Source organism: Sphingomonas sp. PAMC 26605 (assembly GCF_000241485.1).
GTDB lineage: Bacteria > Pseudomonadota > Alphaproteobacteria > Sphingomonadales > Sphingomonadaceae > Sphingomonas.
Genome location: NZ_JH584244.1, coordinates 94303 through 107401, shown reverse-complemented (window position 1 = coordinate 107401; position 13099 = coordinate 94303). Strand labels below are relative to the sequence as shown.

Below are 13099 nucleotides of genomic sequence, written 5' to 3'. Positions count from 1 at the left end.
AACGTCCAACTGCGTCGTGCTGGTAACGATCTGTGGGTACGCGATCTTAGCACGGGTCAGGAAGTCAAGGTCGATCGCCAATTCCAAGACGACGGCACGTGGGGCATCAATCAATTGGCTTTCGCCGACGGCACCTCGCTCGACCGCGAGCAGATCCGGCTGGGGGCGGTGTTTTATGGCGGCGATGGCAATGATGAGATCTACGGTTCGGCGCTGAACGACACGTTAGATGGCGTGAAAGGCAACGACTATCTCGAAGGACGCGAGGGCGGAGATACCTACCGCTATGCTTCTGGTGATGGGAGCGACCGTATCTATGATGCGGGCAGCGCTGAGGACGTCGACGCGCTGAAGCTGAGCGATCTCAATGCGGCTGATGTTCAGCTCAGTCGCTGGGGTAATGAGTTGTATGTGCGCGACCTAACGACGGGCCAGGAAATCCGGGTCGATCGCCAGTTTCAGTCCGATGGTACTTGGGGCCTGAATCAAATCGTGTTCGCCGACGGCACCTCGATCGACCGCGAAGCAATCCGACAAGCAGCGTGGGTTCGAGGTGGCGATGACAACGAAGACATCTACGGCTCGAGCCTCGACGACAAGCTGGTCGGCAACAAGGGCAACGACTATCTCGAAGGACGCGAGGGCGGAGACACCTACCGCTATGCTTCTGGTGATGGGTTCGATCGCATCTATGATGCGGGCAGCGCTGAGGACGTCGACACGCTGAAGCTGACCAATCTCAATGCGGCTGATGTTCAGCTCAGTCGCTGGGATAATGAGTTGTACGTGCGCGACCTAACGACGGGCCAGGAAATCCGGGTCGATCGCCAGTTTCAGTCCGATGGTACTTGGGGCCTGAACCAAATCGTGTTCGCCGACGGCACCTCGATCGACCGCGAAGCAATCCGACAAGCAGCGTGGGTTCGAGGTGGCGATGACAACGAAGACATCTACGGCTCGAGCCTCGACGACAAGCTGGTCGGCAACAAGGGCAACGACTATCTCGAAGGACGCGAGGGCGGAGATACCTACCGCTATGCCTCGGGCGACGGGTTCGATCGCATCTATGATGTGGGCGTTGCGAGCGATGTCGATACGCTGAAGCTCACCGACCTCAATTCGGTCGACGTGCATTTGCGGCGCAGCGGCGATGACCTCTACGTACGCGATCTCGTGACCGATCAAGAGATCCGGGTAGACCGCCAGTTTCAGGACGACGGCACTTGGGGTCTTAATCAGATCGTGTTCGCTGACGGTTCGGTTTGGGATCAAGCTGCGATTTTGGCAAATATAGAGGTTATCGGTTCGCCCGGCGACGACGTGCTGACGCTGAATAGTAATTACGGTCGTGTGAGCGCAGGCACGGGTAACGACACACTGTCCGTCCAGGGCAATGGTGGTGGCCGTATCTTGTTCCAAATCGGCGATGGTCACGATCTGCTGACCAATCCGGGGGGCGGCTATCAACGCAACGATGTTCTCGTCCTGCCAGGGAAGTCGGATGATGTAGCGTTGACGCGCGATGGCGACGCGATGATCGTGACTCTGATTGCTTCGGGCGACACCTTTAAGGCGCGTTACCAATTCTGGGGTAATGGTCATGAGACAGGCCTTGGCAGTTTGGAGTTTGCCGATGGCACCACTTGGGATCGGGCAGCGATCCTTGCCCATCTCACGACTGCGACTGATGGTGCAGACACGATTGCCGGTACTGCCGGAGTCGATTATCTTCGAGGACTTGGCGGTGATGACACCATCGACGGTCTTGCTGGCAATGATGAGCTGCGCGGAGATGATGGCAATGACGTGCTTTCCGGCGGGGCGGGTGACGACATTTTGATCGGGGGCAACGGCACCGACATCGCCAGGTTTGCCAGCGTGCAAGGGGATTACCAGCTGGCAACCGTGAACGGGGTCCTCACCGTAACCGACTTAAACCCTGGCGATGGGAACAACGGAGTTGACACTATTGTTGGAGTGGAAACCCTAGCGTTTGCCGATGTCAGCCAATCACTCGCAGCTCCCATTGTGCTCGACTTGAACGATGACGGTATCAGCCTGGTAAATCGAAGTGGGTCAAAGGCTTTGTTTGACATGAACGGCGACGGGCGAGCCGATACAACAAGTTGGATCAATAAAAATGACGGATTACTCGTCCTTGATCGCAATAGAGATGGTCTTATCAGTGGAATATTCGAAATCAGTTTCATCGGTGATAAACCGGGAGCGACTTCTGATCTCGACGGATTGAGTGCCTTCGACACCAATAAAGATGGCCAGTTATCTGAGGGCGATATTCAATTTAAGGAATTCGGAGTCTGGCAAGACGCAGACGGAAACGGCGTCGTTGACCCAGGTGAACTTTCGTCACTGACTAATGCTGGTATCTCCGCAATTGATCTCAAGGGCGAAGCAACATCTCATAACTGGGATTGGGACAGCGGCACGATTCTTCAAACAGGCACCTTTGTAAGAGCCGACGGATCACGCAGTATGCTTGCTGATGCCATATTCTCTTACGACTCAGCCACGTCGTCCACAGGGTCCGACAATGCTGCTTCGGTCGCAGCGCGGCTAATCGAAGCGTCTTCGGCGTTTCAACCTTTCGGATCCGGAGTTATTGAAGAGGTCTATCCCGACAAACGCGACACTCCGTTCAGCGCTTGGCTACCGACCGGTACCACGCGTATGTTCGACAGCTCGCGCGATGCTCTTTGATCTAAGTTGGGAGGCAGAGGTTTCCTCAACTTATCTCATCATTCCTGATTCTCCTTTCAGCGCCAAAACGGCGCACTGTCCTTGTACCCGAACGTGCATTTGTCGCGCGCGCCGGTGCTGGTCTTGGTGAACTGGTTGTCGAGATAGGAGCGCGGGGTGGCGTAGCCGCCCATATCGCGCATGAAGAGCCAACCCATGATAATTCTCCGGACGTGAGGATCAGGCGGCAGCGGCGAGGCGCGTAGCGCCGACGTCGCCAACCGTCGCGGTGAGCCGACGCTGGAACGTGGCTGCGTCCAGCAACTCGGCGATCGGCGCGCGCTGAACGGGGCCGGCGTGTTCGCCGCCCCGGCAGCGGTTGAAGGTGATCTCGCTGTCGGGGAGGAAGCTGTGCGGCCGTACCCGGATCGAGAGGTCGGAGTGGCGCAGCTCGGTCGTACCATCGTCGGCTAGGCCTCCCATGTCGGTGTCGATGCGGACGTCATGCGCCTCGAGGCCGATCGCCTCGGCGAGCGAAGCAAGTGCGAGGCGGGCCTCTCGATGGAAGGTGCGTTTCGCCGCGGCGTCGCCGGCGACGCTGTTGCCGGCGATGTCGAGCAGCGCGGATCCGGAGATGACGCTGCCTCGATCTTCCGCACAGCGCAGACGCAGCGCGTTCGTGATGGGTGCGCCACGTTCGGCGACGGACGCCAGGTTGCGGATTAGCAGCAGGATTGACGCATCGCGGTCGATCGGCTTGCCGGCACGCCGGCAGTCGTCGACGCCCGCGTTCAGGGCGTGGAGCGCTGCGGGCAGGGTGCCGAGTGCATCGGGGGAAAGCCCCTCGTTGTGGCGGTAGTGCGTGTCGAAGAGCATGACCGAACCTCCTGAGCGCCAGGGCGCGCTCAAAAGGCCGAAGGCTTCCTCTCCTCTGTCAGAAAGCCCAGCTCGGTCGTGAAGGAGCCGGCGATCACTCGCCGGCGTTGATGTTTCAGAGCTTGTCCTTCAGACCCTTGGCAGGCGTGAACGCCACTTTCTTCGAGGCCGCGATCGTGATCGCTTCACCGTTCGCCGGATTGCGACCTTGACGCTCCGGACGGTCCTTGACCGAAAACTTCCCGAAGCCAGGAACCGCGACCTCTTCGCCTTTCGCGGCCGCGCGCGCGATCTGATCGAAGACAGCCGCAATCGCCTTCTTTGCGTCAGCTTCACTCGATCCAGTCGATTCTGCGACGCCCTTGGTCAGTTCACCGATATTCATGGTATTTGCGCTCCCTTTGAAAGTCGGCAGGTTTAGCCAAAGCAACTATTATGGTGAAGCCGAAAAGCCTTTGGCATTGCGGCATCTATGGAGGGCCTGCATGGTCGCCGAAGGCCCCGGCAGGGAGCGTCCAGCGATCCGCCAGGATCGAAAGACGCCAGACCGGATCGTCGGCTTGCGTCAATTCGTCGGGATGGAGCGTCGCAGCCGGGAACGCCGTGCCGCGATCAGCGAGCTGCGTGACGGTGAGCGAGCGATGGATCGTCTTCCCGCTCGCGGCTTCGCGAGCCGCGACCCGTCGGAAGGCGGCAGGAAAGACGAGCCGGAGCGTCGCCCATTGGTCGGGCGAGCCGAAGATGCAGGCTCGGCAGGACAGGCGGCCCCAACCCAGGACGTAGGCCGGGTGGGGACGGATCCGCGCTTGCGCGATCGCGTCCCAGATCAGGCGCTCGGTCCAGTCATGGACCGGGCGCCAATGATCGACCGCACGCGCGAGGGTCGATGTGCGATGTGGCTCGAGTGTCGCATAGCGCGCACGCGAGGGACTTTCCTCGGCGCGCTCGCCGGTGATGACCAGCGTGCGGCCGTCAAGGAAGCGCGGCTGATTCCGGATCGCGGCCGCGAGGACGTCGATCTTCAGCGCGGGGCTGCACCAGCGCACCCGAAGATCGGGAGACGTCTGGGGAAAGATCCCGCGCGTGCCGGCTGGGCCGTTGCCCCCGGCACGGCCGATGCCGGTCGGCGTCTCGAACGCGATCGGGGCGGTCGGCGCGTCGTCGCGCGCCAGTTCGCGCGCGAAGCCGCCCTCGCGCCACGAGACGTAGAGCGCGATGCCGAAATGGTCGGCGATCGCGCGCACATAGGCAGGCGTGCACGGCCAATCCATGAAGGTCGGGCCGTGGCCATCGACATCATGATGGTGCAGTTCGATCGCGTGTGCCGGCACGCCGAGGCTGAGGAGGTAGAGCAGGGCGGCAAGGCTGTCCTTGCCGCCACTGAATGCCACGACGAAGCGCCGGTAGGCGCCGAGGTCGGAGAGGGCGGCCGGAGCGGTCATGCTGCTTCACGGATCTGTTCCTCGGGTTCGGCCGAGGCGTCGAGGCCGGTTGCGCGGAGCAGATACCCGGCTGCCGCTTCTGCCTTCGCCGCGGCGGTCATGATCGCGCGGCTGTCCTTGCGCAGCACCTTCAACCACGAGCCGATATAAGCGGCGTGGTCGTCCATATGCGACGTCGGCAGGCCGAGATCGGCACCGAGCAGCGCTGAGGTCATCTCGGCGCAAAGCTCCTCGAACGCGTAGGCGTCGTCGCCGAAGCGCTTGCCGAACGTGCGATCGAGCCGGTCGGGATGGCCGGTCCAGTGGCCAGCCTCATGGGCGAGCGTGGCGGCGTGGTAGGCCCGCGTCGAGAATAGCTCGACGGGCGGCATGGTGATGCTGTCGGCGGTGCGATCGTAGAACGCGCGATCGCCGCGCGTGTGGACGGTCGCCGGCAGAGCATCGATGAAGCGCTGCGCGCGCTCGGGAAGCTGGTCAGCGGGAGGGACGATGCTGACCGGGCTCGGGTAGAAGTCGGGAGACAGCCCTTCGATCTGGTCGCAGTTGAACACCGCGTAGGAGCGCAGCACGCGGCGCATCTCGTCGGTTGTATCGCCGGTGACGACAGACTCGACGGTCTTGCTGTAGGATTTGTAGAAGATCGCGATCTGCGACCGCTCGCCCTCGCGGACCTGGCCGCCAAGCGCTTGCGCCTGTTTATATGTCATCCAGGTGCGCGAGTTGTAGCCGGCGCCCTCGGCGCACAGCCACAGCCAGAAGCAGTTTATGCCCTTGTAGGGGTCGCCCGTCGCGCGCAGCGGACGGCCGCCAAGGCCGGGGCGCCATGGCTTGACCCAGGGCCGTACTCCGGATTCGAGCTTGTCGATGATGGTGTTGGTGATGATGTCGGCAGGCGACGGCTTGTCGGTGGTCTGTGCCACGATCGTTCTCCTGATTGAGGTGAGGCAAACCCGCGTGAGCGTCCTCCCCTTTTTCGGGAGGCGGTGCCGGGTTACAAAAAGAGGGGCGACACTCCGCGAAGAGTGCCGCCCCCAGTTGCCTCGAAATGTGCAAGCCGGCGTCACGCCGCTTGGCTGAAATCCTCCTCGTCATCGTGGGTGTCAGGATCGATCACTGCATCGTCACCGGTGTCGAGGTCGGTATCCTCGTCCTCGTCCGGATCGGTGCCGGTCTCGTCGTCGGTAAAGCTGGAGTGCAGCGGGGTGCGCGCCGCCTTCTCGATGCCGTCGAAGCGCATCGCCTCCGGCAACCAGGCGGTTGCCTTCTCGCGGATCTCGGCTTCGACGATGCCTTGGCCGTTGCAAAGCGAGGCACAGGTGCCGGCAAGGTCGCCCTTCTTGGCGTCCTTGTAGCGGCCGCGCAGGATCGGGCCTCCGATCTCCTCGAGCGCGTCGAGCATGACGGTCTTCTTGACCCGGCCGAAGAAGTTCTCGGCCGTCGGGCGCCACCAATTCTCAACCTGGATGTCGAGGAGGCGACCGAGATGGTCGTGGAAGCCGTTGCTGCGATAGCCCTCGGCGACATTGAGCGTCGGTTCGAGAGTTCGTGCTATCGAAAACGCGACCCACGCGCCCCGGGCCTCGTCATCGAGCGCCCGGAAGGCGTCGAAGCGCGCGGTCATGGTCGGCAGTCCTGCCCAGCTCGTGTCGAGCTTCTGGCGCTGGTCGTCGATCGTCTGCGACGCCATCGAGCCCTCGTCGCGGAAGGCGAAGATCGGGAAGCCAGCAGCGCCCGACTTCAGGGTCGAGTGGTTGGGGATGTTCGCCTGCTCGAAGACCACGTTCTGCGCCATCAGGAAGATGGTGAGGTCGAGCGCGAGTCCCGGGTCGCTGGCGACGTGGGCGACGAGAATCTGGCGGCGCTGGGTCGCCAGTTCATCGATCAACGTGGCGCTGAGCTTCGGACCTTGTTCGCCGTCACCGGCATCGCCGTCCCCAGCTACGCCGCCCGACTCCTTGGGCGGGGCGTTCGGATCGACGACCGGCTTTTCGCTGAAGAGGCGGGTGTGAACGCGGGGTTCGCCGTCGCCCCCGATATAGACGAACGTCCCGATCTGCGCTTTCAGCGCCGGATCGATCTCGTGACGGGCGTCCTCGATGGTCTCGAGCTCGCGCTCGATCGCCTCGATACGCGCGTTCGCCGCCTCGGCTTCGGTGCTGCCGTCGGGCAGTTCCTGCTCGAGCTGGTCGATCAGCGCGTCGTTCTCGGCCGACAATGTCTCGACACGCGCGATCTCGTCGTCGGTGAGGGCGCGGGCGGGAGCATGATACTCGTGAAGCTGGCGCTCGAGGTCGTAGGGGACGTGCGTTGCCGCGATCGGGGTGACGAACGCTAGGCCTTCGGCCAACGCAAGTTCGGCTGCTGCGGCTTCGAGCTTGGAAGCTGCAAGCGTCTCGATAAGGTCGACGTCGATCCAGTTCTCGTCATTCTCCGTGGCGAACAGGTCGCCCTCGATTCGACCGCCTGCGGCGACATAGGCTTCGCGACCGACGAAGCGGGCCTTGGCGTCGTTTGCCTTGACGGAGCCGTTGAGGATGGCGCGACGGATATTGTCGGGCTGGTTGCCGTAATAGGCGTTCTGCATCTGGGCGAACACGCGAGCCTGTCGGTCGGTGTCGGCCGTGATGGCATAGGCTTGAGCGACCGCCAGCGTGATGTCACCGGCACCGAGAGCTTCAAAGATCGGGGGGGCGAGGTTGGCGAGGGCAAGGCGTTGTTCAACGAACCGAACCGACACGACCTGCTGGATCGCCACCTGCTCGACGGTCATCCCAAACTGGGTGATAAGCGTCTTGAAGGCCTCGCAATCATCTGCAGGGTTCATCGGCACCCGTTGACGGTTTTCGGCGAGGCTGGCACCCACTGATGCGGCGTCGTCGTTCGCGAGAACGAGCACAGGCACCTCGTGATCGGCTGGCAATGTACCGCGCTCGATCAAGAGCTGGATCGCCCGCAAGCGTCGACCGCCTGCCTTGACGGTGAAAGTGCCCGCTTTCTTGAGCGGCGTTACTACCAGGTTTTGCAGGAGACCGTTCTTGGCGATGCTCTCGGCAAAATCCTCGAGGCCGACCTCCCGGCTGCGCTTGCGGACATTGTCCTTCGAGAGTGTCAGGTTCTTGACCTTCACGGACTGGATCATCGGTCATACTCCATTCGAGATAAGCGCGCCGTTGTCCGACGGTCACGCGAGCCTGCTCATCAAGCTCACAAAGCCGAAGGCTCCCTCCCCTCCCTTTGGGGACACTGGAAGAGAGCCTCGTGTCGCGTCAGGCGGTGATGCGGTCGATCACGGTCGCGGCAGTCGCGACGGGAATGAACATCCGCGTTTTGTGTTGGATGATCTCGGTGAAGCATCCAGCCGCCTTCAGCTCGGGCAACCGCGTGTGCGGCCAATCGAGCAGTTCGAGGCGCTGCTGGCCGGCGACCAGGCTGCGCTTCAGCCGGTACGCACCGAGCGCGGTGATCTCACCCGTTCCCATGACGTGCTTGGCGGTCTCGGCTCCCGACACCGTAATGGTCGCCGCGATACCGAAGGCGTCCGCGAGCTTGGTCACAAGCGGGGCGGGGACGATGCGGCCGAGGAAGGACTGGCCGTCGTCGGTGTTCAGGCGCCAGACCTGGACGTGATCGTCGGGCAGGCGATCCCAGACCGGCAGGAGCAAGCCGGTGACGAGGTAGAGCGTGTTGGTGCGGGTCTTGCCCGCCATCTCCTCGACCTCGGCCTGCCACAGCGCGGAAAATTCTTCCTCGCTCGCATCCTCCCACATCGTCTCGAGGAGGAGATCCTGCCGCATCCGCTCGGTGCGCGTCGGGCGCACCAGCTCGTAGCGGCGCACGATCTCACCATCGTCATCGGTGAGCGAGTAGGTGCTGCACCGGATCGCCGCCTTGCCCGACTTGCGGTTGACGATCGGGCGGGCGTCGTCGCCAAGGATCCGCAAAGCGCGATCGAGTGCGAGCGGCTTGTAGCGTTCTTCGGTCTCCAACCGGAGGATCTCGGTCTCGGCGCCGCTGGTCTGGTCGCGCCGGATGACGGTGCGATCGAGGATCGTGATGCGCTCGGCGTTGATGCTCTCGACGCCGAGATCGAGCGTGCCGGCCTCCTTCGCCGCCTCGATCCGTGCCTCGATCAGACCGAGATACTCGTCGAAGATCGCGTTCTGCATGGCGATGCGCAGCGCGAGGATGCGATTGAGCCAGCGCTGGATCGGGGGCATCTCCTCCTTGAGCCCGCCACCTTCGCCCTCCAACTCGAGGCCGGTCAGCTTTTGGAACTCGTCCAGCGTGGTCGAGCGTAGCTTGCCATTGGCAAGCAGGCGAAACCACTGTTCGAGCGACTCCTTGGCATAGTCGCTTTCGAGATTGTCGCGCGGGTCGAACAGGCCCTGACCGCCAGTCTGGCGCTGGCCGCGGGTGAGCGCGCCCAGGCTGTCGAGCCGGCGCGCGATCGTCGAGATGAAGCGACGTTCGCCCCGGCAGTCGGTCGAAACCGGCCGGAACAGCGGCGCGGTCGCCTGATGCGTCCGGTGAGTGCGGCCGAGCCCCTGGATGGCGGCGTCAGCGCGCCAGCCCGGCTCGAGGAGGTAATGGTTGCGGCGCGACTGGTTCTCGCACGTCAGGCTCGCATGGTAGCTGCGGCCGGTGCCGCCAGCATCGGAGAAGATCAGGATCTTCTTCGCGCCGCGCATGAAGGCGTCGGTCTCGGCGAGATTGGTGCGGGGCGAGCGGCTTTCGACACGCTGGCGACCGTGCGCGTCCATGATGACGCGCCGGCTGCGCCCCGTAACCTCGGCGACGGCATCGGTGCCGAAATGCCCGATGATATGGTCGAGCGCGGAACCGACGATCGGCAGCGCGCAGAGCTGCTCAAGGAGATTGTCGCGCATCTCAAGCGCCTCCTGGCTGAAGACGGGGCGGCCGTCCTCGTCCGACATCGGTTCGGAGCGGGTCTTACCGGTCTCGTCGACAAAGGTCTTCATCTGCCGGACCGGGAAGGCGGCCGTGAGGTACGACATGAGAAACTCCCTCGGCGAAAGCTCGATGTCGAGATTGGCGCGTTCCTCAACCGAAAGAGCCGCCAGTGCCCGGTTGAGCATCGCCTCGGACGTCGAGACGAGCTGGATGACGACGCTCTCGCCGCGGGCGATGTCGGCGCGGATCGCGGGGACGAGCGAGGGCAGCTTCATGCCGATCAGGAGTTGGCAGAAGAAGCGCTGCTTGGTGGACTCGAAGATCGACAGCGCGGCCGCCTTGGCGCCGCTGTTATTGGTGTCGTTCGAGAAGCTGTCCGTCACGCGGGTCGCGTCCAGCGCCGCGCGCAGGTTGGCGTGGATGATCGCCCACGCATCGGCATAGGCGTCGTATACCTCGATCTGGTCGACGGTCAGGTTGTGCTGGAGGATGTCGTACTCGACACCGGCGAAGCTCAGCGCGCGCGAGACGTAGAGCCCCTGCATTTTCAGGTCGCGCGCGATCAACTCCAGCGCGGCGATCCCGCCTCGGCGCAGGGAGTCGACGAAAGTCCGGCGATCGGCAAACGCCGTGCCGGGACCCCACAGGCCAAGCCGCGTGGCATAGGCCAGATTGTTGACGTCGGACGCGCCGGTCGCAGACACGTAGAGGACGCGGGCGCGCGGCAGGAGGTTCTGCAGGCGGACGCCGGCGATGCCCTGATCGGAGCCTTGCTTGGTGCCGAAACTGCCTTCGCCTCCTGCGACACCGGCCATCTCGTGCGCCTCGTCGAACACGATCATGCCGTCATAGTCGTCGCCGACCCATTCGAGGATCTGCTGGAGCCGCGTGCCCTTATCACCGCGATTGGAGCGCAGCGTCGCATAGGTGAGGAACAGCACGCCTTCGGCCGCGCCTACGGGCGAGCCGAGCTTCCACTGGTTGAGATGCTGGATGTCGAGCGCGAGACCGCCAACAGCGGTCCAGTCGCGACGCGCATCCTCGAGCAGCGTCTCGGTCTTGGAGACCCAGATGTGCTTGCGGCGTCCGCGCAGCCACTGGTCGAGGATGATGGCGGCGACCTGGCGGCCCTTGCCGGCGCCGGTGCCGTCACCGAGGAAGAAGCCGGTCCGGTACGGACGGCCATCCTCGGATGGTGCGATCGAGAGCCCCTCCTCGACAGGTTTGAACAGGCCGGGATTGTCGCGCTCGAAGGCGTCGCCGGCATAGATCAGCGTCTCGAGCTGGGCGTCGGAGAGCGTCTTCGCATCGACGACGGCTTGCGGGAGGGTGGGGACGTAGGTCGGCCGCGGCGCGGTGATCGAGCCCATGGCGATCGATTCCACCAGCGCGGTCGGGTGCGCCGATGCGCACCCGATCGCGATCCGGCTCGGCCGGTAGGGCAGGTACACACCGACAGACTCGCCGGTCGGAAGTGGTTCGGCGAAAACGGTGTAATCGATCGGCGTCGCGGTCTGCGACCGCGCGGCTTTTGCCGGGGGTGCGCTCAGACGCGGTTTGCTCGCGAGGCCGCCAAGCAGCGAGCTGCGCCCTGCAGGGCGCGTGAGCTGCGAGGTTGTGCGCGGGACAGGCGCGGACACGTGCGGAGCGGCCTTTGCCGCGATCGCCGCGAGTGCCTCGGCGAGCGTCGCGCAGCGGATCAGCTCGGCCGGCGTGCCGGTGCCTTTCTCCAGCACCATGATCTTCACGGTCTGGCTGGTGCCATGCTTCGCATAGGCGTTCGCTGGCAGCTCGAGGTGCAGCGTGAGGGTGCAGCCCTCCGTCGCTTTGGCCCAGGCGCGGCTCGATATGTCCACGCGATCGGGCAGGATGGCGGCGCAGCGGCCTCCGGTGCCGAGACGCATCAAGGCGGCGCGCAGATGCCGGAACGCTGCAAGCGGGTCGGCGTGGCGACCGACGCTGCGCGAGAATGGAGGATTGATGAGGACGGCCGTTGGCCGGACAGTCTGTTCGAGGAGGTCGTGGATCAGCTCGCCGTCGTGGCGCGTGACGGCGACGCCCGGGAAGGCGGAGCCAAGCATCTCGGCGCGCGCCGGACCGATCTCGTTGAGGACCAGGCGCGCACCGGCACGGTGCGCGAACACCGCGAGCAGGCCGGTGCCGGCCGACGGTTCGAGGACCAGATCCGTGGCCGCGATCCTGCCGGCGAGCGTAGCGAGGTAGGCGATCGGCGCCGGGGTCGAGAATTGCTGAAGTTCGATTTGCTCTTCGCTGCGGACGGTATGCGTGGGCAAACCGGCGACCAACTCTGTCAGCGCGGCAAGGCAATCGCCCGGGGTGGACGGCAGGTCGGCCTTCGCCAGGTGCATGACCTGGGCGAGTTCGAGCATGTCGTAAGCGTCGCGAAGCGACCAGCGACCGTCGGCCGAGGATCCACCATAGGCTTGCTCCATGACCCACAGCAGCGTGTCGCGCTGGAACGATCCGTTCCTGGCGATGGTGTCGGCGACCGCCTTGGCGGCCGTGATCGAGGGTTCGGTGAAATCGAGTTCGAGAGCTGCGGCTGAAGTGCGCATCGAGGGCCTCCGGTTTATCGCCCGGTGCTCATCACCGGATCAACAAGCCGAAGGCTCCCTCTCCTCTCAATGCAGGGTGTCGGGATTCGCTTTGCGATCGATGACCTGGACGGGACCGCGCCAGCCAAGCAACGTGGGAATGATGGTCGCGACCCCTTTGCCAGCACGGGTCGGTGCGGCCACGAACACGGTATATTCCTCGGGGTGGCGTCGGAAATGGAGCCACTGGGCGAAGCGTCCGGCCAAGGTGCGGCGATCCCGTTCGATAGCCGCTTCGAGCGCGTCGATCGCGCTCGAGGCTTCGCTTAAAGCCGCCTCCAGGTCGATCGTTGCTATTCCGTCCAAATACATCGGAAGGAATTGGATCGCCTTCACCACGGCCAACATCCGCAGGCTAAGCTGGCGCGACGGGCGACGGGTATCGGGGACCAGTGCGCGCCCAAGCGCATTGGTCGCGCGACCGATGATCATGATGACATCATGGGCACGATGCGGCTGCCCGGAAAAGTCGCTGTTAGGTGTGAAGGCGTTCACTCGCGTTCCCTTCGTCGTGCGCCTCGGCGCAATCGCTTTAGCGGCTGTAGTGCCGTGTTTCCC

9 protein-coding genes are annotated in these 13099 nt (G+C 63.8%); 1 reads left to right on the top strand and 8 read right to left on the bottom strand.

The window, feature by feature from the left end; all coding sequences use genetic code 11:
• The coding region (locus RH90_RS24665; protein WP_010188942.1) for a calcium-binding protein at positions 1-2718 on the top strand (2718 nt) is incomplete at its 5' end.
• Between the two features lie 56 nt (positions 2719-2774).
• On the opposite strand, the gene RH90_RS23775 is transcribed toward RH90_RS24665, so the two are convergent.
• From RH90_RS23775 to RH90_RS21105, 8 genes are all read right to left on the bottom strand, one after another.
• Entirely contained in the window at positions 2775-2915 is a 141-nt protein-coding gene (locus RH90_RS23775) for a hypothetical protein (protein ID WP_157134802.1), read from the bottom strand.
• Positions 2916-2937: 22 nt separating this feature from the next.
• Positions 2938-3573, bottom strand: a complete 636-nt coding sequence (locus RH90_RS21135) for a hypothetical protein (RefSeq protein WP_010188941.1) — start codon at positions 3571-3573, stop codon at positions 2938-2940.
• Between the two features lie 115 nt (positions 3574-3688).
• The gene (locus RH90_RS21130; RefSeq protein ID WP_010188940.1) at positions 3689-3958 is read right to left on the bottom strand and encodes an HU family DNA-binding protein; all 270 of its coding nucleotides are present in this window, start codon (positions 3956-3958) and stop codon (positions 3689-3691) included.
• Between the two features lie 85 nt (positions 3959-4043).
• A complete protein-coding gene (locus tag RH90_RS21125; RefSeq protein WP_010188939.1) occupies positions 4044-5015 on the bottom strand; it encodes a phosphoadenosine phosphosulfate reductase domain-containing protein in 972 nt (323 codons plus the stop codon).
• Entirely contained in the window at positions 5012-5935 is a 924-nt protein-coding gene (locus RH90_RS21120; protein ID WP_010188938.1) for an ArdC family protein, read from the bottom strand. The genes RH90_RS21125 and RH90_RS21120 overlap by 4 nt, the downstream gene beginning before the upstream one ends.
• A 140-nt stretch (positions 5936-6075) precedes the next feature.
• Positions 6076-8154 (bottom strand): ParB/RepB/Spo0J family partition protein, encoded by a 2079-nt coding sequence (locus RH90_RS21115; protein ID WP_010188937.1) that lies wholly within the window; start codon positions 8152-8154, stop codon positions 6076-6078.
• A 127-nt stretch (positions 8155-8281) separates the two neighbouring features.
• Positions 8282-12502: a strawberry notch-like NTP hydrolase domain-containing protein gene (locus tag RH90_RS21110; RefSeq protein ID WP_010188936.1), complete on the bottom strand. Its 4221-nt coding sequence runs from the start codon at positions 12500-12502 to the stop codon at positions 8282-8284.
• 66 nt (positions 12503-12568) lie between these two features.
• Entirely contained in the window at positions 12569-13036 is a 468-nt protein-coding gene (locus RH90_RS21105) for a type IV secretory system conjugative DNA transfer family protein (protein WP_157134801.1), read from the bottom strand.
• Positions 13037-13099 lie beyond the last annotated feature (63 nt).

What these genes read in the sequence shown, in the direction of transcription:
- RH90_RS23775 (WP_157134802.1), bottom strand. Translation starts at nt 2,915, where the DNA reads ATGGGTTGGCTCTTCATGCGCGATATGGGCGGCTACGCCACCCCGCGC.
- RH90_RS21135 (WP_010188941.1), bottom strand. Translation starts at nt 3,573, where the DNA reads ATGCTCTTCGACACGCACTACCGCCACAACGAGGGGCTTTCCCCCGAT.
- RH90_RS21130 (WP_010188940.1), bottom strand. Translation starts at nt 3,958, where the DNA reads ATGAATATCGGTGAACTGACCAAGGGCGTCGCAGAATCGACTGGATCG.
- RH90_RS21125 (WP_010188939.1), bottom strand. Translation starts at nt 5,015, where the DNA reads ATGACCGCTCCGGCCGCCCTCTCCGACCTCGGCGCCTACCGGCGCTTC.
- RH90_RS21115 (WP_010188937.1), bottom strand. Translation starts at nt 8,154, where the DNA reads ATGATCCAGTCCGTGAAGGTCAAGAACCTGACACTCTCGAAGGACAAT.
- RH90_RS21110 (WP_010188936.1), bottom strand. Translation starts at nt 12,502, where the DNA reads ATGCGCACTTCAGCCGCAGCTCTCGAACTCGATTTCACCGAACCCTCG.